The sequence below is a fragment of the Sphingomonas sp. HDW15A genome (assembly GCF_011301715.1).
In the GTDB taxonomy this organism is placed as follows: domain Bacteria; phylum Pseudomonadota; class Alphaproteobacteria; order Sphingomonadales; family Sphingomonadaceae; genus Sphingomicrobium.
Genome location: NZ_CP049870.1, coordinates 140,612 through 160,053, shown reverse-complemented (window position 1 = coordinate 160,053; position 19,442 = coordinate 140,612). Strand labels below are relative to the sequence as shown.

Sequence of the window (19,442 nt, the reverse complement as noted above, 5' to 3'; positions counted from 1 at the left end):
GGCAATGCCAATCAGCCTCTGAGGCCAAGGCCCAGAAGCAGGTCGGCGGCGATTGCGAGCAATGCGACGAGCGCGAGTGCATTCAGCCCGATGAGCGCGTTGAATTTCGCAGGGCCCGCTTCGTTTCGGGAGATGCGGTTGCGATAGAGCGCGACCTCGCCGGTGCGGAGCGCGCCGAAGAGGCGCCAGGCCAGCGCAAGCGCGCCGAGCAACGCTACGATCCCGACAAAGATATCCTCTCCGCTCATCGCGGTTCGACGACAACCTCGGAAAGAATCGAGTTGGCGATGAAGCAACGTTCGTGCGCTTCATGGTGAAGCGCATCCAGAGCCGTCGCGTCCGGCCCACCGCCCGCAAACGCGATCCTCGGGCGCAGCGTGATGCGCGTGATCCGCACCTTGCCGTCATCGCATTTCTCCAGTGTGCCGTCGGCCTCGTCTTCGTAGCTCTCGACGGCATGGCCAGCATGGCGCGCGAGATCGAGGAACCACAGCATGTGACAACTGGAGACGGAGGCGACCAGCGCCTCTTCCGGATCGACGGCTGAAGCGTCCGAATATGGCTCGCGAACGACGCTCGGGCTCGACGATCCGCGAACGACAGCGCCGCCATCGAACGCCCAGTCGTGCGCCCGACTGTAGCGGCCCTTGGTGAACTCCTCCGCATTGTCGTTCGACCAGCGGATCGTGGCGTTGTGGCTACCCATCAGTGCGCCTGCCTTGGTGATTCCATGATTTCCGTCAGAACCCCGCCCATGTCCTTGGGGTGGAGGAAGAAGATCGGCGTACCGTGCGCGCCGATCCGCGTCGGCCCTAGGATGCGGACCCCCTTCATGTCATAGAAGGCCCGCGCTTCGTCGATGTCCGGAACTTCGAAGCAGAGATGATGCTGCCCGCCTTCGGGATTGCGCTCAAGGAATTTGACGATCGGCGAGTCCCCACCGAGCGGCTCGATCAGCTCGATTTGCGAATTGGGCGTATCGATGAAGCAGACTCGGACGCCCTGCGCCGGAAGGTCGAATGGCTGGCGGACCACCTCCGCACCCATCCGTTCGCGGTAAATCGCGACCGATTGCTCGATCGACGGCGTCGCCACGCCGACATGGTTCAATCTTCCAAGTTTCATGCCGTCCTCACAGCGGAATGTTGTCGTGTTTCTTCCACGGGTTCTCGAGGTTCTTGTCACGCAGCTTCCGTAGGCCGAGCGCCACGCGCCGCCGCGTCGAGTGCGGGTAGATCACCTCGTCGATGAAACCCTTGCTCGCCGCAACGAACGGGTTGGCGAAGCGCTCTTCATATTCGCGCGTCCGCTCCGCGATCTTGTCGGGATCGTCCTTTTCGCTGCGGAAGATGATCTCGACCGCGCCCTTGGCGCCCATCACCGCGATCTCCGCGGTCGGCCAGGCATAGTTGAGGTCGCCGCGCAGATGCTTCGACGCCATGACATCGTAGGCGCCGCCATAGGCTTTGCGCGTAATCACCGTGATTTTCGGCACCGTCGCCTCGGCATAAGCGAAAAGCAGCTTCGCGCCATGCTTGATGATGCCATTGTGCTCCTGCGCCGTTCCGGGAAGGAATCCGGGCACGTCGACGAAGGTGACGATCGGGATGTTGAACGCGTCGCAGAAGCGCACGAAGCGCGCGGCCTTTTTGGAGGAATTGATGTCTAGGACTCCGGCCAAGACTAGAGGCTGGTTGGCGACCATTCCGACCGTCCGCCCCTCGATCCGCGCGAAGCCGGTAATGATGTTGCCGGCGTGGTTGGGTTGCACCTCGAAGAAGTCGCCCTCGTCGGCGACCTTCCGGATAAGTTCGTGCATGTCATAGGGCTGGTTGGCACTCGGCGGGATCAGGCTGTCGAGGCTTTCCTCGATCCGGTCCCACGGGTCGTCGGTCGGCCGCTCGGGCAGGTCGTGGCGGTTCGACAGGGGCAGGAAGTCGAAGAAGTCGCGCGCCGCCAGCAGCGCGTCGATGTCGTTCTCGAACGCCACGTCGGCAACGCCGGATTTGGTCGTGTGGGTTACCGCCCCGCCAAGCTCGTCCTGGGTGACGACCTCGTTGGTCACGGTCTTCACCACGTCCGGGCCGGTGACGAACATGTAGGAGCTATCCTTCACCATGAAGATGAAGTCGGTCATCGCCGGCGAATATACCGCGCCGCCCGCGCAAGGCCCCATGATCAGGCTGATTTGCGGAATGACACCCGACGCCAGAACATTGCGCTGGAAGACTTCGGCATAGCCGCCCAGGCTGGCCACGCCCTCCTGGATTCGCGCGCCGCCCGAGTCATTCAGGCCGATGACCGGCGCACCGACCTTCATCGCCGCGTCCATGATTTTGCAGATCTTCTGCGCGTGCCGTTCCGACAGCGAGCCGCCGAACACCGTAAAGTCCTGAGCGAAGACATAGACAAGCCGTCCGTTGATCGTGCCCGACCCGGTGACGACGCCGTCGCCCGGGATTTTCTGAGCCTCCATCCCGAAGTCGACGCAATTATGCTCGACGTACATGTCGACTTCCTCGAACGAGCCGGGGTCGAGCAGCACGGAAAGGCGCTCCCGGGCGGTCAGCCGTCCCTTGGCGTGCTGCGCGTCGATGCGCTTTTGCCCGCCACCCATCTTCGCGGCTTCGCGCCGCGCTTCCAGCTCTTCGATCGTCGTTGCCATGGCATTTGCGCTGCCACTTGCGCGGCGGAGCGTCAACACGCGTGAACCTTCGCCGTCTTTGTGCTTTCATTGGCGGACGCAGGGAGGATGGAATGCCGCAGCGCCAGCATTGGCCGGAACGTCTATGGTTGGTTCGTCACGGTCAGAGCCAGGGCAATGTCGCACGCGACGCCGCGCACGAGGCGGGGCTAAGCGTCATCGATCTCGACCTCCGTGATGTCGACGTGCCGCTAAGCGAGCTTGGTCACCGCCAGGCCGAGGCCGCCGGTCGGTGGTTCGCATCGCTACCGGAGCATGAGCGGCCGGAAGTGATCCTCGCCAGTCCCTACATCCGCGCCAAGCAAACTGCGGAAGCGATCTGCAAGGCCGGCGGGCTGGCCGGTGGATCGAAGCCGACGATCATCGACGAGCGCCTTCGCGAGCGGGAGTTTGGCGTGTTCGACGGGCTGACCACCAAGGGCATCCGCGAGAAATATCCGGAAGAAGCCGCGCATCGCACGAAGATGGGCAAATTCTACCATCGCCCGCCCGGCGGCGAGAGTTGGGCCGATGTCATCCTGCGCCTGCGCTCGGCGCTCAACACCATCAACCTTCATTATTCGGACAAGCGCGTCGTCGTCGTCGCCCACCAGGTGGTGGTACTATGCATGCGCTACATCCTGGAGGAACTTTCCGAGGCCGAGATCCTGGCGATCGATCGTCAGGCCGAAATCCTCAATTGCGGCATTTGCGCCTATGATTTCGAGCCGGACGAGGCCGCGCTGTGCGCGCCGACACTGGTGCTGTGGAACCATGGCGCGCCGATGGAGGCGGAAGGCACGCCACAAACCGCCGAGCCCGACGCGATGACCGGATCGCGATGAACAAGGTTCGTGGGCTCGATGCCGCTGAGCTGAAACGCAATCCGCTCCCGCAGCGGGAAGGCGGCGACAAGGATAGCCACGGCAAAATCCTGATTATCGCCGGGTCGCGTGATGTGCCTGGCGCGGCCTTGCTCGCCGCTTATGGCGCGATGAGGGTCGGCGCCGGGAAGCTGCAGATCGCGGCTCCGGACGATATCGCCGTGTCGCTCGGAATCGCCATGCCAGAAGCGATGGTGGTCGGCTTCGCAAATGCAAGCGACGGTGGCTTCGCGCGCCGCGCGGTCAAGGCGATGATCGACCGGGCAGGTTGCGTTGACGCCGTTGTCGCCGGTCCGGGAATGACCGGCAATTCTGCCACCGAGAAATTGGCGAGCGAACTGGTAGCGCTGGGGAAGCCACTCGCGCTCGATGCGGCGCTTCTTCACGCACTCCCACCCAGCGACGACGAAGCGCGCGAGGCGCGCATCCCGCCGGTCCTCCTGCCCCATTCCGGCGAGATGGCGAGCTTGCTTGGGTGCGATTCTGCGGAGGTCGAACATGATCCGCTGGGCTGCGGCCGAGCCTGTGCGTCGCGCTACGGCGCGGCAGTGCTCGTGAAGGGCGTACAGAGTCACGTCGTCGCGCCGGACGGGCGGGCCTGGCTCTACCGCGGCGGCTGTCCAGGCCTCGGCGTTTCGGGAAGCGGCGACACGCTCGCCGGCATCGTCGGCGGCCTACTGGCGCGCGGCGCCGACCCGGTCATCGCCTTGCTATGGGCGGTGTGGCTTCACGGCGAAGCCGGCGCGAGGCTGTCAGAAAAGGTCGGTGCGGCAGGTTTCCTTGCGCGCGAAATCCCCGGCGAAGTGCCGGCGCTGCTCGACGGAGCCTAGCCGACGCGCTGCTGCAATTCGTCGCCTTCCAGCTTGACCACATGGATCACGTTGGTGCTTCCCGACTGCCCGAAGGGCACGCCGGCCATCACCACCATGCGCTCCCCGGCGCCTGCAATCCGATGGCGGAGCGCCATGCGTTTGGCCTTCCCGACCATTTCCTCGAAATTGCTTACGTCGCGGGTGTGAACCGCGTGAACGCCCCATAGCAGACCCTGCCGTCGCGCGACCTCAAGGCTGGCGGTCATGACCATGATCGGCACCGGCGGGCGTTCGCGCGCGATACGCCGCGCCGTCGATCCGCTCGAGGTGTAGCAGGCCATCGCCTTCGCACCGATGATTTCGACGATTTGCGCCGCGCTTTCGCTGAGCGCGTCGGCGGTGGTCGGCTCGGCCGGCGTCTCGGTGAAATGCACCCGCGCCGAATAGACCGGGTCGGCTTCGACGCTGCGGCCGATGCGGTCCATCATCGCTACCGCCTCGATCGGATAATCGCCCGCCGCACTCTCCGCCGACAACATTACCGCGTCCGCGCCTTCGTAAATTGCGGTCGCGACGTCGCTTACCTCGGCGCGGGTGGGGCTTGGCGAAGTGATCATCGATTCCAGCATCTGGGTGGCGACGACCACGGGTTTGCCAAGCCGGCGGGCCTCGGCGACGATCCGGTTCTGGGCGGGCGGCACGCCCTCAGGCGGAAGCTCGACGCCCAAGTCGCCGCGGGCGACCATCACCGCGTCGGCAATCTTGAGGATGGCATCCAGCCGCTCGATCGCGGCCGGCTTCTCGATCTTGGCGAGCAGGCCGGCGCGATTGCCGATCAGCGCCTTGGCCTCCGCGACATCCTCCGGGCGCTGGACGAAGCTCAGCGCGATCCAGTCGACGCCCTGGCTCAGCGCGAAATCGAGGTCGCTGCGGTCCTTGTCGGTCATCGCCGGGATCGGCACGACCACGTCGGGGACGTTGACGCCCTTGCTGTTCGAGATCCGGCCGCCGACCTCGACCCGCGTCTCAATCCGGTCTGCCGCGACCTCTTCGACGCGGAGGCGGATCTTGCCGTCGTTGATCAGCAGCTGGTCGCCGACGTCGATGGCCTCGAACAATTCGGGATGCGGAAGCTCGACCCGGGTCCGATCGCCCGCCGCGGAGTCGCGGTCGAGAACGAACTCCTGCCCTTCGTCAAGGAAAGCTTCGCCGCCGGCGAAGTCGCCCACGCGAAGCTTCGGACCCTGGAGATCGACGAGAATCGTGGTCGGGCGGTGATATTCCTGCTCGAGCGCGCGGATGGCCTCAATAAGCGCGATTTTCCCCTGCTGGTCGCCATGACTCATATTGAGCCGGAAGGCATCGGCCCCGGCCTCATAGAGCTTGCGGATCATTTCCGGGCTGCTGCTGGCCGGGCCAAGCGTTGCGAGGATTCGCACCTTGCGGGCGCGCGGGGTCATTGCGGTCGGTGTCACGGGCCAACCCCATAAAGGCTTGGGCAGTGCGTTCAACCGGCTTGAGGCAATCGGCGGCCTCGCCTAATGCCCCTCCGAACAATCGGAATCGGAGTAGATTATATGGCGGAAGGCACCGTCGCAGCGGATCAGTTGCGGCTATTCATCGAGCGGATCGAACGGCTTGAGGAAGAGAAGAAGGGCATCGCCGACGACATTCGCGACGTCTACGCGGAGGCCAAGGCCAACGGCTACGATTCGAAGATCATGCGGATGATCGTTCGTCTCAGGAAAATGGAATCGCATACGCGGCAGGAACAGGACGCGCTGCTCGAGACCTATCGCGCCGCGCTTGGCCTGGGCTAAGGGCTTCGGAAGACTTCGGGACTCTTTTATGGGGTCCCCGAAGAGTACCACTTTTTGGGGTTAAGATGGCCGGTCACAGCAAATTCAAGAACATCATGCACCGCAAGGGTGCGCAGGATAAGAAGCGCTCGGCGATGTTCTCCAAGCTGTCGCGCGAAATCACCGTCGCCGCGAAGATGGGCATGCCGGATCCGGACATGAACCCGCGGCTCCGCGCCGCCGTCCTTGCCGCCAAGGCGCAGTCGATGCCCAAGGACAATATCCAGCGGGCGATCGATAAGGCGTCTGCAGGCGACACCGAGAATTACGAGGAAATCCGCTACGAAGGCTTCGGTCCAGGAGGCGTCAGCCTGATCGTGGAGGCATTGAGCGACAACCGGAACCGCACGGCGACCAATGTCCGCACCGCCTTCTCCAAGAACGGCGGCAACCTCGGTGCCTCCGGCTCCGTTTCTCACGGTTTCGAACGCATGGGCCTGATCGAATACGGCGCGGCTGCCGGCGACGCCGACAAGGTGCTGGAAGCTGCGATCGAAGCGGGCGCCGACGACGTCGAAAGCGATGAGGAGGGCCATGAGATCTGGACCTCGATCGATTCGCTCCACGAGGTCGCCAAGGGCCTCGAAAGTGCGCTCGGCGAGGCGGAAGCGGTCAAGCTCGCCTGGAAGCCGCAAACCCCGGTCAATGTCGCCGGCGACGACGTCGCGACACTGATGAAGCTGATCGACACGCTGGAGGAAGACGACGACGTCCAGACCGTGTGGGGGAATTACGAGATTTCGGACGCCGAGTTGGAGAAGCTGGCGTGATGTGGGGCTGGCTGGCGGTCAAGGCGCTGGTCAGCGGGATCATCGTTGCGGCGGTGTCGGAAATTGCTCGGCGCTATCCCGGATTCGGCGGCCTGATCGCCTCGCTCCCGCTGGTCTCGGTGCTCGGGATGCTGTGGCTGTGGCATGACAAGCCCGACGCAATGAACATGGCCGATCATGCGAGCGCGACCTTCTGGTTTGTGCTCCCTTCGCTTCCGATGTTCCTGGTCATCCCAGCGCTTCTTCGCGGCGGGATGAACTTTCATCTCGCGCTGCTGCTAGGCTGCCTGCTGACAATCGTCCTCTATGTTGGAATGATCGCTCTGGCGCCCAAAGTCGGAATCCGCCTGTGACGCTGATTCTCGGCCTCGATCCGGGGCTGGGCACGACGGGCTGGGGCCTGATCCGGGCAGAAGGGAACCGCCTTAGCCATGTCGCCAACGGGCAGTTGAAGACGGTTTCGACCGAACCGCTTCCGAGGCGTCTGGCGCACCTCGCGAGCCAGCTCGAGGCGCTGCTGGCCGACCGCTCGCCTGAATCCGCAGCGGTGGAGGAAGTGTTCGTCAACAAGAACCCGCAATCGACCTTGAAGCTGGGCCAAGCGCGCGGCGTGACCCTGATGATCGCGGCCCGTTCCGGCATCGACGTCGCTGAATATGCCGCGCGCTTCGTCAAAAAGGCGGTGGTCGGTGTCGGCAACGCCGACAAGGCGCAGGTCCACGCCATGGTCCAGCGGCTCCTTCCCGGGGCTGCCATTGCCGGACCAGACGCGGCGGATGCGCTTGCCGTCGCCATCACCCACGCCCATCACATCGCGAGCGCGCGGCGCGGCCTCTAGCCTGCTGGTACCGTCGGCTCGACGATTTCCACCGTCACCGGCGGTTCGGCAGCCTCCTCGCCGCGGATGAAGGCCAAGATGTCCGCGTTCACGACAGCCGGATGCGTGGTGCACATTCCGTGTGGAAAGCCCGCGTAGGTCTTGAGCGTCCCGTTCTTCAGCAGCTTGGCCGATAACGGCGCCGAGTCTTCGTAAGGCACGATCTGGTCGTCGTCGCCATGCAGCACCAGCACCGGCAGGTCGATGGCTTTCAGGTCGTCCGTGAAATCGGTTTCAGAAAAAGCCTTGATGCAGTCGTATTGCGCCTTGATCCCGCCCATCATCCCTTGTCGGTACCAATTATCGACGACACCTTCGCTCGGCTGCGCGCCTGGCCGGTTGAAACCGTAGAACGGGCCGGCGGGTATGTCGCGATAGAGCTGAGCGCGATTAGCGGCCAGGGCTGCGCGATATCCGTCGAAAACTTCAATCGGGGTGCCGCCGGGGTTGCTCTCCTTTTTGACCATGACAGGCGGGATGGCAGCGATGATCACAGCCTTGGCCACTCGGCCCTCCTCGGCACGCGCGACATAATGAATCACCTCTCCGCCACCGGTGGAATGGCCGATGTGGATAGCATCGCGAAGGCGCAATTGCCCAGCAAGCTCCGCGACATCGGCTGCATAGGTATCCATTTCATTACCGGTCTCGGTCTGAGTCGAGCGTCCATGTCCACGACGGTCGTGGGCGATGACCCGAAAGCCCTCGCTCAGGAAGAACATCATCTGATTGTCCCAGTCGTCGGCGCTGAGCGGCCAGCCATGATGGAAGATAATCGGCTGGGCCGCCTTGTCGCCCCAGTCCTTGTAGAAAATCTCGGTTCCGTCGCGCGTTGTAATGATAGGCATTGGCATACTCCCTGGGTTCCCCCCCAAGGCACGCAACGCCACTAACCCGCCCGGCCTTTCTTGGCCCCTTCCCATCATGTCACGCGCTGCCCAAGCCGAAGGCTCGCGCAGCGACTCACGGACGAATCCGGGCTCCTCGCCATAGCATGCGGGCGCAAGCCGGCCGCATGGAATCGGCAGAAGACAGGGGTGCCTTGAACGGTCGCCGAATTGGCCTAGACCAAAAGGCATGATCGCCCGTCTTGCCGGAACCCTCGTCGAAGTCGCCGCCGACCATGCCGTCGTCGACGTCGCCGGCGTCGGCTATCTCGTCCAGGCCAGCGGTCGGACACTGGATTCGCTTGGCGGGGTCGGCAGCGAGGTGCTGCTGCTGACCGAGCTTCAGGTGCGTGAGGATGGATGGACCCTTTTCGCCTTCGGTTCGACCGGCGAGCGCGAGACATTCCGCCTTCTGACCAGCGTTCAGGGCGTCGGCGGCCGGGTTGCGCTGGCGATCCTGTCCGTGCTGACTCCAGAGGAACTCGCCGGGGCCGTGTCGCGTGGCGACAAGGCGATGGTCGGCCGGGCCAACGGCGTCGGGCCAAAGCTCGCCCAGCGGATCGTCAACGAGCTTGCCGGCAAGATCGGGAGCCACCCGCTTGCTGGTGTTGCTGGAGCGGCGCCCCCGCGTGGCGGTGCGGCGAAGGACGCGCTTAGCGCCCTTGCCAACCTCGGCTTCAAGCCGGCCGAGGCGAGTTCGGCTGTCGCCGCCGCAGTCGAGGACCTTGGTCCGGACGCAAGTCTCGATTCCCTCGTCCGGCTGGCGCTCAGAAAGGCCGCGAAATGATCGTTGCCGTCTACAATGCGAAAGGCGGGGTCGGAAAAACGACTCTGGCCGTCAATCTCGCCTGGGCAAGTACCGTCATCTCCGGCCTGAAGACGCTTCTGTGGGATTTGGACGCACAGGCGGCGTCGAGCTACGTGCTCGGCCAGGAACCGGCCGCGAAACTGGCGCGGCCCAGCATCATGAAAGACGCCGACCCGTCGAAGTTGATCCGCCCGACCCAAATCGAGGGACTCGATCTACTCCCCGCAGACGATTCCCTTCGCGACCTCGACCGCCATTTCCACGACCTCGGGAAACGCAAGCGCCTGGCGAAAATCGCCGAAAGGCTACTGAGCAGTTACGACCTGATCGTCATCGACTGCCCGCCAGGACTGACCGATACGTCCGACCAGATCCTTCGCGCCGCCGACATCGCCGTCGTCCCGATCATCCCCGCGGCTCTTTCGCGCCGCGCGCTCGATGTCATCAAGGAGCATGTCGGGCGCAAGAAAGGCCCGCGGGTCATCCTCGCGCCAGTCTTCTCGATGGTCGACCGCCGCCGCAATCTTCACCGCGAGGAGCTCGAGAAGCACCAAGGCTGGCCGGCAATACCGATGGCGAGCGCGTACGAACGGATGAGTGAGGAGCGCATGCCGGTCGGCGAGTTAATGTCGCGCGCTTCGCCGCCGGTGCAGGCGATCGTCGATGTCTGGAAGCGGATTGAAAAGGCGCTGGGTCGATGACCGGCGCCCACACCGCCTCCTGCCGCTGCGGCCAGCTTAAGGCGACCGCGACCGGGGTCCCGGTCCGAGTGTCGGTCTGCCACTGCCTCGATTGCCAGAAGAGATGCGGCTCGGCCTTTGCTGCGCAGGTTCGCTTTCCTGCGGACTCAGTCACGATTGTGGGCGAGGCTGTCCAGTGGACGTCCGAGAATGGCGGCGTGTTCCGCCACTGTCCGGTCTGCGGCGCGACAGTGGCGTTCGCGGCGGCGATACCGGACACGATTGCCATTCCGCTCGGTGCGTTCGACGACCCCTATGCTTTCATCCCGACGGTCTCGGTATGGGAAGAGCGCCAGCATGAATGGGTCGAAATCGCTGGCGACATCGAGCATTTCGACTGATTATTGCCTGCGGCACTCCGGCTTGCCGATCTTGCAGGCGATCGCGCCGCGGACCTTTTGGGTCACCTCGATCACGTCTTCGCGGTCACCTCCATGCATCTCGTGCATCCGGTATTGGCGGAGGAGCGCGGTCACTGCTGCCTTGTCCTGGAACAGTTCAGTCCAGCGAACATAGCAACGCAACCGTCCATCCGGCATCATTTCATACCGAAAATACCGGCGCAGATAGGGCACCTCCGCACGAGCGGTTTCGGTGCCAAGGTTTCCCCAGTCCTTCAACAGGGCTTTTGCAGCGGCAAGGTCGCGAATCTGGTCTCTGAGATTAGGGTCGGCGATGAGGTCGAGACGGCCTAAACTGATCAACTCCTGCGATGCGGTGTAGCTGAACGCCGCAGAGCAAAGGAAGCCGGGCTCACAGCCGAATCCGGGGCGCTCTGAAATTCCTGGAGTTTCGCGGGGTCGTTTCGAGCGCCGAAAGCTCCGCCAGTCTTCGACATAACGCCCAGTTCGCTCTCGTCGTTGACCGTTTGCAGTTCGTCGATGGCGCGCTGATACTCGTCATAGAGCCGGCCGAGAAACTGCCGCTCCTCACGAGCCTGCTTTCGGCTGTCGCCCCACTGATTGACTTGGAAGGCGGGCAGAACGCCGATTGTCACGACCGCCAGTTCGATCGCTATCCCGAGCCAGTCGCGCGTCGCGCAAGCGGTTCAGGCGGGTGCTTTTCAACCGCCCCAAGCGTCCTTGTAGACGCGGAGGAAGTTGCCGCCCATGAGCTTCTCTAGCCGCGACTGGCTCCAGCCGCGTTTCTCGAGGTTGCGAGCCAGCCGGCGGTAGCGGTCGAGGCTGTTGTACGCCGCGACCAGCGTGTAGACGCCCACCGCCTCGCCTGGTGCGGCGATGCCGCGCTTGATCCGCTCGACCGTCCAGTCGTCCATCCGCTTCCGCGATTGCTCGTCGAGCACGATCGGCATCACGCCATTGTCGGTGCCGATGCCGACCCCCTCCTCGCCCGCGACGTTGGCGACATGCTCGATATGCGCGATCAGCGCGTCGCCCGACGGCTTCATGTCGGCGGCTAGGAACGGCATGAAATAGACGCCGGTGACGCCGCCCTTGTCGGCCACCGCCCTAATGGTCGTGTCGGCTGTGTTGCGCGGATGGTCGGTCAGCGCCCGCGCGCCCGTATGGCTGATAACAAGCGGGCGTTTCGCGTGCGCCGTCGCCTCGGCCATCGTCCGCGCCCCACCGTGGCTGAGGTCGAGCAGCAATTTCTCCGCTTCGATCCGTTCGATCGTTGCGCGGCCCAGCTTGGTCACGCCGCCATCGCGTGGCTCCAGCGCTCCGTCGCCGGCGAGGTTGCCGTTGTTATAGGTCAGCTGGACGGACATCACCCCGTCCTTCTTCATTCCCGCGAGCCGGTCTAGGTCGCCGCCGACCATCGACGTGTCCTGCGTGCCGATGACGATCCCGAACTTCTTCTCGCGCTTGGCCTTGAGGATGTCCGCGGCACTTCGCACAAGCAGCAGCCGGTCGGGATTCGCCGAGAAAAATTGCAGGCTGTGATCGATGTATTTGCGATAGTCGGCCCACGGATCGGCGGTATTGCCGACTGGCATCACCGTATCCCGAAGGACGGTCACGCCGGTCCGCATCATCTCGGCGAAGGCGCGGTCGCTGAGGCGCGCAATCTCGCCCTGGGTATAAGGATCATTAAGCCCGCCTAGCCCGTCGATAACAATCGCCCGGTCGAACCATCCCGCAGCCGGCGTCTTGGGCGTCCGCCCAAACAGAGGCGCGGCGGTGAACATCGCGGCCGCCGATCCAATCATCGCGCGTCGTGTGATCCGCATATCGTCTGTCCCCTCGTCCGCCGCTAACCTGACTCGTTGCGTGTCCGGACGCAACTTGTCACAAGCAGCGGCAATGGCCACCGACCCAGCACGCATCACCACGCCGGAACGGACGGCCGAGGATCAGGACCAGGCGCTCCGGCCCAAGTCGCTCGACGAATTCGTCGGCCAGAAGGCCGCGCGCGAGAATTTGCGGATCTTCGTCAATGCCGCCCGTGCGCGCGGAGAAGCGCTCGACCATGTCCTGTTCTTCGGGCCGCCAGGTCTCGGCAAGACGACGCTCGCCGGAATTCTCGCTCGTGAAATGGGCGTCGGCTTCCGCGCAACCAGCGGTCCGGTCATCGCCAAGTCGGGCGATCTTGCCGCGCTGCTCACCAATCTCGAAGACGGCGACGTGCTGTTCATCGACGAGATCCACCGCCTCAATCCGGCGGTCGAGGAAGTGCTCTATCCGGCGATGGAGGACCGTGCGCTAGACCTGATGATCGGCGAGGGCCCGTCTGCCCGATCGGTCCGCATCGACCTGCCGAAGTTCACATTGGTCGGCGCGACAACGCGCCAAGGTCTGCTCACCACGCCACTTCGCGACCGCTTCGGAATCCCCGTCCGGCTCAATTTCTACTCGGTCGACGAGCTTGAGCAGGTCGTTCGCCGGGCCGCACGGCTGCTCGGCGCACCGACCACGGCGGAAGGCGAGCATGAGATTGCGCGCCGTTCGCGGGGCACTCCTCGCATAGCGGGGCGACTGCTGCGGAGGGTCCGCGATTTCGCCCATGCTGCGGGAGCCCAGGAGATCGACGCCACCGTTGCCGACCGCGCGCTTGATCGGCTTGAGATCGACGCACTCGGCCTCGACGCGATGGACCGCCGCTACCTGACGATGATCGCCGACCTCTACGGCGGTGGTCCGGTTGGTATCGAGACTCTGGCAGCCGGTCTTTCCGAACCGCGCGACACGCTGGAGGATGTCGTCGAGCCCTATCTCATTCAGCTTGGCCTCATTGCCCGCACGGCAAGAGGTCGTTGCCTCAACGGGCGCGGCTGGACCCACTTGGGCCTCAACCCGCCCGCCGGCAGCCAGACAGGACTTTTCGACCCGGAGTCGCCGAAATGAGTTTTGCCTTCGCCGCCCTCCTCGCCGCCCAGGCCGCTGCCGCGCCGGCGCCAGTCGATTACGGAAAGCCGGCCAACTGGCTGTGCCTTCCCGGACGCAAGGACCTTTGCACCACGCCGCTACCGACGACGGCGCTCAATCCCAACGGCTACGGTTCGACTGGCCTGTCGCCGGTTGCGGCGAACAGCGAAGTCGATTGCTTCGTCGTTTATCCGACCGTTTCGCGCGACAGCGGCCTCAACAGCGATCTTGTGCCCGGAGACGGCGAAGAAAAAGCCTCGATCGCCAGTCAGTTCGCGCGATTTGCTGGAAGCTGCCGGATGTTCGCGCCCGTCTATCGCTCGATGACTCTCGGCGCGGTGGCTTATGCGGCCGCGGGCGGCGACATGACGGTTCCGGCGATGACGGCCTATCGCGATGTCCGCGATGCCTTTCGCAACTACCTGGCGCGCTACAACAAGGGCCGGCCCTACGTCCTTATCGGTCACAGCCAAGGCTCGCTGATGCTCCAGCAGTTGATCGCCAACGAGATCGAGGGCAAGCCGGCCGCGAAGCTGATGAAGCTGGCGATCCTGCCCGGGTACAATTTGCTTGTGCCCCAGGGAAAGCGCGTCGGCGGAACCCTGAAATCGACACCGATCTGTTCCTCGCCCGGCGAAACCGGCTGCGTCATGACCTGGGTCAGCTTCCGCGAAAAGAACGTGCCGCCCGCCGGCGCGATCTTCGGGGTTTCCGACAAACCGGGAATGACGGTGGCCTGCACCAATCCCGCGCTGCCGGGCGCCACTGGCTGGGTGTCGCTCGACAGCTACTGGAATGCCCGCTCCGCGCTGCCTGTTCCGGGCGGTCCGATCCGTTGGTCAACCGAGGGCAATCCGCCAACGCCCTATGTCCGCACCGAAGGGCTGGCATCCGCCCGCTGCGTCAACGAGGGCCCTCGCGGCTATCTTTCGATCCGCACCAACGCTGACCCCAGCGACAAGCGGACTGACCGCATCGGCGGCGAGGTCGGGCTGGCCGGGATGTTCATTCCCGGATGGGGCATGCATTTGGCCGACGTCAGCGTTGCGCAGGGCGACCTCGTCCGCCGGGTATCCGACTTGAACGGTCAGGTGAGCCAGGGACAGGGCCGGGCGCGCTAGCGGGGTTGCCGCCACGCTTTCCCGATGGTTAAGGGGAAGGCCAATGACCTCATCACAATATGACCAGCCTTACCGCGGCGGCTTTGTCGGTTCCGCGCACCATTTTGCGCTGACCGTCTATTTCGAGGACACGGATACCGCGGGCATCGTCTATTACGCCAACTATCTGAAATTCATGGAGCGGGCGCGCTCTGACATGCTGCGCGCTGCGGGGATCGACCAGCGCGCGGCGCAGGAGGATGGCACCGGCGTTTATGCCGTGGCCGAAGCGCATGTCCGCTATCTTAAGCCCGCCAAGCTTGGCGACGATCTTTTGATTGTCTCGACGGTTCAGAGGGTTAGGGCGGCGTCCGTGCTCATTCATCAGCGAGTCATGCGGGGAGCCGATGATTTGGCCGCTGGACGGATCACCGCAGCCTTTCTCGGCCCCGACGACCGCCCACGCCGCCAGCCGCGCGACTGGGTCGAACGATTTCAGCAACTGAGCGAGGATTGATGCCCGAACTGACCGCAAGCACCGACATGATGTCACCGATGTCCCTCTTCCTTCACGCCGACGTGGTTGTGAAGGTGGTGATGATCGGCCTGCTCCTTGCCAGCGTCTGGACCTGGGCAATTATCTTCACCCATGCCCTGCGGCTGAAGCGCATCAACAAGGCGACCGAACGGTACGAGGCGGAATTCTGGGCATCCGACGATATCGACGCCTTCCACACGAAGCGCGGCAAGGAGCCGCTCCCGACCGCCGCCGTGCTCGACGCCGGTCTGGACGAATGGCGCCGGTCCACACGAAGCCGTTCGGTCGACCGGTCCGGCACGCGCGAACGGCTTGCGACCCGGATGAACGCCGCGGTCGCGGCCGAGCTCGACCGGCTCGGCGACCGGCTCAACATCCTTGCCACGGTCGGCTCGGTCGCGCCGTTCGTCGGCCTGTTCGGGACGGTGTGGGGAATCATGCGCAGCTTCACGGCGATTGCCGATTCCAACAATACAAGCCTGGCCGTCGTCGCCCCGGGCATTGCCGAAGCGTTGTTCGCCACCGCGATCGGCCTGTTCGCAGCAATCCCGGCAGTCATTGCCTACAATCGCCTGAGCCACGGCCTCGACAAGCTCGAGGCGCGCCTTGGCCGCTTCGCCGACCGCTTCCATGCGACGTTGAGCCGCGAACTGGAGGTCGAAGCCTAATCGTGGGCGCGTCCTTCCCATCCCGCGGCCGCGGTCGCTCGCGGCGCGCTCCCATGGCGGAGATCAACGTCACGCCGCTGGTGGACGTCATGCTCGTTCTTCTGATCATCTTCATGATCACCGCTCCGCTGCTGGTTGCGGGCGTACCCGTCGACCTGCCGGAAAGCCGGGCCAAGGCGCTCGACCAGGATACCAAGCCGGTCCAGATCGCTATTGACCAACAGGGCGCACTGTTCATCGACGATGCGCCGGTCAGCGATGCGGAGCTGCCGCAACGGCTCGCCGATATCGCCGCGCAGCCCGAGCCGCCGGAAGGGCGCCGAATTTACCTGCGCGCCGACAAGGGACTCGATTACGGCAAGGTCATGCGCGTGATGGGCGAGCTCAACCGCGCCGGCCTCAACCGCGTCGCCCTGGTCTCGGTGGGTGAGGAAACGCCGTGATTGCCGACCGCGCGGAACGGACCGGCGCCGTTGCCGCGCTCGGGCTTCATATCGCGCTCATCGCCGCGCTTTCGATGAGCCTGGCAAGCGTGGAGAAGGAACTCGAGTCACCGGCGATGGACGTCGAATTCGTCGACGAGGTTGCGCTTGAATCGGCTGCACCTCAATCCGTCCCGACGCCGTCCTCTCCACCTCCGGCGCCGCTTGAACAGACGATTCCCGAACCGGTCGCCGCTCCGCCCCCGCCGCCGACTCCGCGCGCGATCCCGCAGCCCACCCCACGTCCGCAGCCTACTCCGCCCAAGTCGGTCCAGCGCCAGGTCGAGCGGCCCGCGAAGAAGCCGCCCCAAAGCCTGCCCAGCGGCCCGCGCCGCGACAGGGCCTGGGCGATGATTTCCTCGCGAAGCTGGATGACGACCTCGCTCCGCGCGCCGGCCAGTCGAAGCCGGCGGCGCCGACGTTCAGCGCCAAGGCCCGCGCCAGCGTCGCTTCTTCGATCGCCAGCCAAGCGCAGCGCTGCGCCGATCGCCAACCTTACCTCGGCGAGGGAGCCGACGAAGTGTCGATGCAGGTCAAGCTCAGCTTCGCGCGCTCCGGCCGGCTCGCTCGCCCGCCGAGCATCACGGGAATGACCGGCCCGTCCGAATATCGCAGCAAATATGGCGACCTGCTCGAAGATCAGGTGCGCCGGATCTTCGTCGATTGCGCGCCATTCCGCCTGCCGGCCGAACTCTATGACACGGACGACGGCGGCTGGAAGGAAACGACACTCAGGTACAGGGTGAGAAAATGATCAGGAAACTCGCGTTTTTCAGTTTGGCAGCCGGCCTGGCGACCATCGCCTACTCCCAGGAACAGGAAGAGCCGCCCGAGGTCGTCGGCGGCAGCGTCCGCTCCGCCCAAACCATCGCTGTCCCTGCCATGCCGACGACGGGCGGAGCAGCCGGGAACCTCGGACGACAGATTTCGGAGGTCATCGCCTCCGACCTTCGCTCCACCGGATCCTTCCTGCCCCTCGGGCCGGGCGGGATTCCGACCTATTCTTTCGAGCAGGCGGGCTCGCCCACCTACCCCGAATGGCGAAACAGTGGCGCCGGTGCGCTCGTTTCCGGCTATGTCGAGCCTCGGCCCGACGGCCGAATGACCGTCGCCTGTATCCTTCACGACGTGACCGCCGGACGGCAACTCGCCAGCCAGGGCTTCGTCGTCGCTGCCGACGACTGGCGCCGCGCAGCCCACAAGTGCGCCGACCTCGTCTATTCGCGCCTCACCGGTGAGCAGCCGTTCCTCGACACGCGCATCGTCTACGTCGCGGAGACCGGCCCGAAGACCAACCGGGTCAAGCGCATTGCGCTGATGGACAGCGACGGATCCAACCTGCGTTACCTGACACCTGGCCGGACGACGGTCACGATGCCGCGCTTCAGCCCGCGCGGCGATCGCCTGGTCTACACGGGGACACTGGCGCGCAAGCCGCGCGTCTTCGTCCTAGACGTCGCATCAGGCCGCGAGCGGCTTCTGGTTCCGGGCGGGGCGGTTACTTTCGCGCCGCGCTTCTCGCCAGACGGCCGCAACATCGTTTTTTCCTGGGCTAGGAACGGTAACACCGACATCTACGTCGTCGATGCCAATGGCGGCACGCCGCGCCGGCTGACCAGCGCACCGGGCGCCGATACCTCGCCGAGCTATTCGCCAGACGGAAGCCGGATCGTGTTCGAGAGCGAACGTTCTGGCACCCAGCAGCTTTACGTCATGGATTCAGGCGGCGGCGGCCAGCGCCGGATCAGCTTTGGCAATGGCCGCTATGCCTCGCCGGTGTGGAGCCCGCGCGGCGACCTCATCGCCTTCACCCGGATCGCCGGAAGCTTCAACATCGGCGTGATGAACGCCGGCGGCGGGGCGACCCGAATTCTCACCGACGGCTGGCAGGACGAGGGGCCGAGTTGGGCGCCCAACGGCCAGTTCGTACTGTTCCACCGGACGCAGCGTGGAAGCGGCAACGCCACGCTTCACGCCGTCCACATTTCCGGCGGCCCGGCACGTCGAATCCCCACCCCGCAGGGCGGAAGCGACCCAAGCTGGTCGCCGCTCAAGAACTGATACCAATTCCGCAAGGAGAATTTGAATGCGTAAACACCTCATCCTGGCCACCGCCGCTCTCGCATTGATGACGACGGCTTGCGCCAAGAAGACGCCGCCGCCCGAGGCCTTGCCGCCTGCAGGCGAGCAGGGACCGGTTCCACCCGGGGTCGACCCCGCCGACGTCGAGCTTACCGAGCTTCCGGCGATGCAGGCGGATCTCGTCGCCAAGGCCGGTTCCGACACCGTCTATTTCGGGACGGACGAGTACAATCTGGATTCGTCGGCGCAGGCGACGCTCACGGCGCAGGCGCGCTGGATGCAGGCCAATCCGAATGTCCGCGCCTCCATCGAAGGCCATGCTGACGAGCGGGGGACGCGCGAATATAATATGGCGCTGGGCGAGCGGCGGGCGAATGCCGCGCGCGACTTCCTGGTGTCTCAGGGCGTTCCGGCGGACCGCTTGCTTGTTACAAGCTGGGGCAAGGAACGGCCGGTGGCGCCCGGTTCGGACGAACCCGCATGGGCGCAGAACCGGCGCGTCGTGACGGTGGTTGTGCGATAATCAGCCGCAACCCAGCCCGCGTGAAGCGTGCCGGATCACGGCCGTAGAGTTCTTAGGCAGCGTGACGTCCGAGCACTGTCCCGCTTAGCCAGGCGCGGGCCTGACGCTGCGCCTCGGCGATTTCGCGGGCCGTCATCTCAATCGCGATTTCGGCGCGGCACGCTTGAGACCGCGTGTCACCCGACAGCGCGGCGAGGTTGAACCACTTGTGTGCTTCGATGAGGTCGACCGCGATGCCCCCGCGGCCGGTCGAGTAGGTCACGCCCAAATCGTAAAGCGCATCGACCCTGCCGCGCGCCGCATCGGCGAGACGGCTGTTAAGAAGGAATTCCGCACTCTTCTGACTAATTGCCATGTCAGGTCCCCTGCCCTTCGATGACGTCAGAATTCGCGGGACATGGTT

28 protein-coding genes are annotated in these 19,442 nt (G+C 64.7%); 17 read left to right on the top strand and 11 right to left on the bottom strand.

Translation table 11 applies throughout. The features are described from left to right. Positions 1 to 11 precede the first annotated feature (11 nt). Genes G7076_RS00865 through G7076_RS00850 form a run of 4 tightly spaced genes read right to left on the bottom strand, consistent with a single transcriptional unit; the run spans position 12 to position 2,665 of the window. Positions 12 to 248: a hypothetical protein gene (locus tag G7076_RS00865; RefSeq protein ID WP_166199599.1), complete on the bottom strand. Its 237-nt coding sequence runs from the start codon at positions 246 to 248 to the stop codon at positions 12 to 14. Beyond that, the gene (locus tag G7076_RS00860; RefSeq protein ID WP_166199597.1) at positions 245 to 706 is read right to left on the bottom strand and encodes an OsmC family protein; all 462 of its coding nucleotides are present in this window, start codon (positions 704 to 706) and stop codon (positions 245 to 247) included. Before G7076_RS00860 ends, G7076_RS00865 begins: the two co-directional genes overlap by 4 nt. Continuing rightward, complete coding sequence (gene mce / locus G7076_RS00855; protein WP_166199595.1) at positions 706 to 1,125, bottom strand: methylmalonyl-CoA epimerase; 420 nt, start codon at positions 1,123 to 1,125, stop codon at positions 706 to 708. The genes G7076_RS00860 and mce overlap by 1 nt, the downstream gene beginning before the upstream one ends. Positions 1,126 to 1,132: 7 nt before the next feature. Further along, the gene (locus G7076_RS00850; protein WP_166199593.1) at positions 1,133 to 2,665 is read right to left on the bottom strand and encodes an acyl-CoA carboxylase subunit beta; all 1,533 of its coding nucleotides are present in this window, start codon (positions 2,663 to 2,665) and stop codon (positions 1,133 to 1,135) included. Positions 2,666 to 2,757: 92 nt separating this feature from the next. Here G7076_RS00850 and G7076_RS00845 point away from each other — a divergent pair, with 92 nt between their 5' ends. Beyond that, the gene (locus G7076_RS00845; RefSeq protein ID WP_166199591.1) at positions 2,758 to 3,528 is read left to right on the top strand and encodes a histidine phosphatase family protein; all 771 of its coding nucleotides are present in this window, start codon (positions 2,758 to 2,760) and stop codon (positions 3,526 to 3,528) included. Beyond that, positions 3,525 to 4,397 carry an NAD(P)H-hydrate dehydratase gene (locus G7076_RS00840; protein ID WP_206367547.1) on the top strand — a complete coding sequence of 291 codons (873 nt, stop codon included), beginning with the start codon at positions 3,525 to 3,527 and terminating at the stop codon, positions 4,395 to 4,397. The genes G7076_RS00845 and G7076_RS00840 overlap by 4 nt, the downstream gene beginning before the upstream one ends. On the opposite strand, the gene pyk is transcribed toward G7076_RS00840, so the two are convergent. Further along, positions 4,394 to 5,839, bottom strand: coding sequence for a pyruvate kinase (gene pyk / locus G7076_RS00835; RefSeq protein ID WP_166203225.1), 1,446 nt, complete (start codon positions 5,837 to 5,839; stop codon positions 4,394 to 4,396). The two genes, G7076_RS00840 and pyk, sit on opposite strands and share 4 nt — an antisense overlap. Before the next feature lie 117 nt (positions 5,840 to 5,956). Between pyk and G7076_RS00830 the strand changes: the two genes are divergently transcribed. The 4 genes from G7076_RS00830 to ruvC all read left to right on the top strand — a co-directional run bounded on the left by G7076_RS00830 (position 5,957) and on the right by ruvC (position 7,846). Beyond that, a complete protein-coding gene (locus G7076_RS00830; RefSeq protein ID WP_166203223.1) occupies positions 5,957 to 6,199 on the top strand; it encodes a DUF2312 domain-containing protein in 243 nt (80 codons plus the stop codon). Between the two features lie 65 nt (positions 6,200 to 6,264). Next, entirely contained in the window at positions 6,265 to 7,008 is a 744-nt protein-coding gene (locus G7076_RS00825) for a YebC/PmpR family DNA-binding transcriptional regulator (RefSeq protein WP_166199589.1), read from the top strand. After that, positions 7,008 to 7,361 (top strand): DUF3147 family protein, encoded by a 354-nt coding sequence (locus G7076_RS00820; RefSeq protein WP_166203221.1) that lies wholly within the window; start codon positions 7,008 to 7,010, stop codon positions 7,359 to 7,361. Before G7076_RS00825 ends, G7076_RS00820 begins: the two co-directional genes overlap by 1 nt. Continuing rightward, on the top strand, positions 7,358 to 7,846 hold the full coding sequence (gene ruvC, locus G7076_RS00815) for a crossover junction endodeoxyribonuclease RuvC (RefSeq protein ID WP_240913819.1): 489 nt from the start codon (positions 7,358 to 7,360) through the stop codon (positions 7,844 to 7,846). The genes G7076_RS00820 and ruvC overlap by 4 nt, the downstream gene beginning before the upstream one ends. Here ruvC and G7076_RS00810 read toward each other — a convergent pair. Then, positions 7,843 to 8,733: an alpha/beta hydrolase gene (locus G7076_RS00810; protein WP_166199587.1), complete on the bottom strand. Its 891-nt coding sequence runs from the start codon at positions 8,731 to 8,733 to the stop codon at positions 7,843 to 7,845. The two genes, ruvC and G7076_RS00810, sit on opposite strands and share 4 nt — an antisense overlap. Before the next feature lie 229 nt (positions 8,734 to 8,962). Here G7076_RS00810 and ruvA point away from each other — a divergent pair, with 229 nt between their 5' ends. From ruvA to G7076_RS00795, 3 genes are read left to right on the top strand one after another with little or no spacing between them, the layout of a single operon-like run. Further along, a complete protein-coding gene (gene ruvA, locus G7076_RS00805; RefSeq protein ID WP_166199585.1) occupies positions 8,963 to 9,559 on the top strand; it encodes a Holliday junction branch migration protein RuvA in 597 nt (198 codons plus the stop codon). Further along, positions 9,556 to 10,281, top strand: a complete 726-nt coding sequence (locus G7076_RS00800; RefSeq protein ID WP_166199583.1) for a ParA family protein — start codon at positions 9,556 to 9,558, stop codon at positions 10,279 to 10,281. The genes ruvA and G7076_RS00800 overlap by 4 nt, the downstream gene beginning before the upstream one ends. Next, entirely contained in the window at positions 10,278 to 10,661 is a 384-nt protein-coding gene (locus G7076_RS00795; RefSeq protein ID WP_166199581.1) for a GFA family protein, read from the top strand. The genes G7076_RS00800 and G7076_RS00795 overlap by 4 nt, the downstream gene beginning before the upstream one ends. Here the strand turns inward: G7076_RS00795 and G7076_RS00790 are convergent, their stop codons facing one another. From G7076_RS00790 to G7076_RS00780, 3 genes are all read right to left on the bottom strand, one after another. Next, positions 10,662 to 11,024, bottom strand: coding sequence for a hypothetical protein (locus G7076_RS00790; RefSeq protein WP_166199579.1), 363 nt, complete (start codon positions 11,022 to 11,024; stop codon positions 10,662 to 10,664). It lies immediately after the preceding gene. Next, on the bottom strand, positions 11,021 to 11,317 hold the full coding sequence (locus G7076_RS00785; RefSeq protein ID WP_166199577.1) for a hypothetical protein: 297 nt from the start codon (positions 11,315 to 11,317) through the stop codon (positions 11,021 to 11,023). Before G7076_RS00785 ends, G7076_RS00790 begins: the two co-directional genes overlap by 4 nt. Before the next feature lie 66 nt (positions 11,318 to 11,383). Further along, positions 11,384 to 12,511: a membrane dipeptidase gene (locus G7076_RS00780; RefSeq protein WP_166199575.1), complete on the bottom strand. Its 1,128-nt coding sequence runs from the start codon at positions 12,509 to 12,511 to the stop codon at positions 11,384 to 11,386. Between the two features lie 73 nt (positions 12,512 to 12,584). Here G7076_RS00780 and ruvB point away from each other — a divergent pair, with 73 nt between their 5' ends. From ruvB to tolR, 5 genes are read left to right on the top strand one after another with little or no spacing between them, the layout of a single operon-like run. Next, positions 12,585 to 13,625, top strand: coding sequence for a Holliday junction branch migration DNA helicase RuvB (gene ruvB, locus G7076_RS00775; protein ID WP_166199573.1), 1,041 nt, complete (start codon positions 12,585 to 12,587; stop codon positions 13,623 to 13,625). Further along, positions 13,622 to 14,767: a DUF3089 domain-containing protein gene (locus tag G7076_RS00770; RefSeq protein WP_166199570.1), complete on the top strand. Its 1,146-nt coding sequence runs from the start codon at positions 13,622 to 13,624 to the stop codon at positions 14,765 to 14,767. Before ruvB ends, G7076_RS00770 begins: the two co-directional genes overlap by 4 nt. A 43-nt stretch (positions 14,768 to 14,810) precedes the next feature. Next, positions 14,811 to 15,263, top strand: coding sequence for a YbgC/FadM family acyl-CoA thioesterase (locus G7076_RS00765; protein ID WP_166199568.1), 453 nt, complete (start codon positions 14,811 to 14,813; stop codon positions 15,261 to 15,263). Further along, positions 15,263 to 15,952 carry a protein TolQ gene (tolQ, locus tag G7076_RS00760; RefSeq protein ID WP_166199566.1) on the top strand — a complete coding sequence of 230 codons (690 nt, stop codon included), beginning with the start codon at positions 15,263 to 15,265 and terminating at the stop codon, positions 15,950 to 15,952. Before G7076_RS00765 ends, tolQ begins: the two co-directional genes overlap by 1 nt. 53 nt (positions 15,953 to 16,005) lie before the next feature. Beyond that, complete coding sequence (gene tolR / locus G7076_RS00755; RefSeq protein WP_206367546.1) at positions 16,006 to 16,395, top strand: protein TolR; 390 nt, start codon at positions 16,006 to 16,008, stop codon at positions 16,393 to 16,395. 163 nt (positions 16,396 to 16,558) lie between these two features. Here tolR and G7076_RS00750 read toward each other — a convergent pair whose 3' ends face one another. After that, positions 16,559 to 16,927, bottom strand: a complete 369-nt coding sequence (locus tag G7076_RS00750) for a hypothetical protein (RefSeq protein ID WP_166199562.1) — start codon at positions 16,925 to 16,927, stop codon at positions 16,559 to 16,561. A gap of 27 nt (positions 16,928 to 16,954) precedes the next feature. On the opposite strand from G7076_RS00750, the gene G7076_RS00745 reads away from it, so the two are divergent. From G7076_RS00745 to pal, 3 genes are read left to right on the top strand one after another with little or no spacing between them, the layout of a single operon-like run. Further along, positions 16,955 to 17,188: a hypothetical protein gene (locus G7076_RS00745; protein ID WP_166199560.1), complete on the top strand. Its 234-nt coding sequence runs from the start codon at positions 16,955 to 16,957 to the stop codon at positions 17,186 to 17,188. Beyond that, positions 17,185 to 18,495 (top strand): Tol-Pal system beta propeller repeat protein TolB, encoded by a 1,311-nt coding sequence (tolB, locus tag G7076_RS00740; RefSeq protein ID WP_166199558.1) that lies wholly within the window; start codon positions 17,185 to 17,187, stop codon positions 18,493 to 18,495. Before G7076_RS00745 ends, tolB begins: the two co-directional genes overlap by 4 nt. A 25-nt stretch (positions 18,496 to 18,520) precedes the next feature. Continuing rightward, positions 18,521 to 19,039 carry a peptidoglycan-associated lipoprotein Pal gene (pal, locus tag G7076_RS00735; protein WP_166199556.1) on the top strand — a complete coding sequence of 173 codons (519 nt, stop codon included), beginning with the start codon at positions 18,521 to 18,523 and terminating at the stop codon, positions 19,037 to 19,039. Between the two features lie 52 nt (positions 19,040 to 19,091). Here the strand turns inward: pal and G7076_RS00730 are convergent, their stop codons facing one another. Then, complete coding sequence (locus G7076_RS00730; protein WP_166199553.1) at positions 19,092 to 19,394, bottom strand: SEL1-like repeat protein; 303 nt, start codon at positions 19,392 to 19,394, stop codon at positions 19,092 to 19,094. Between the last annotated feature and the right edge of the window lie 48 nt (positions 19,395 to 19,442).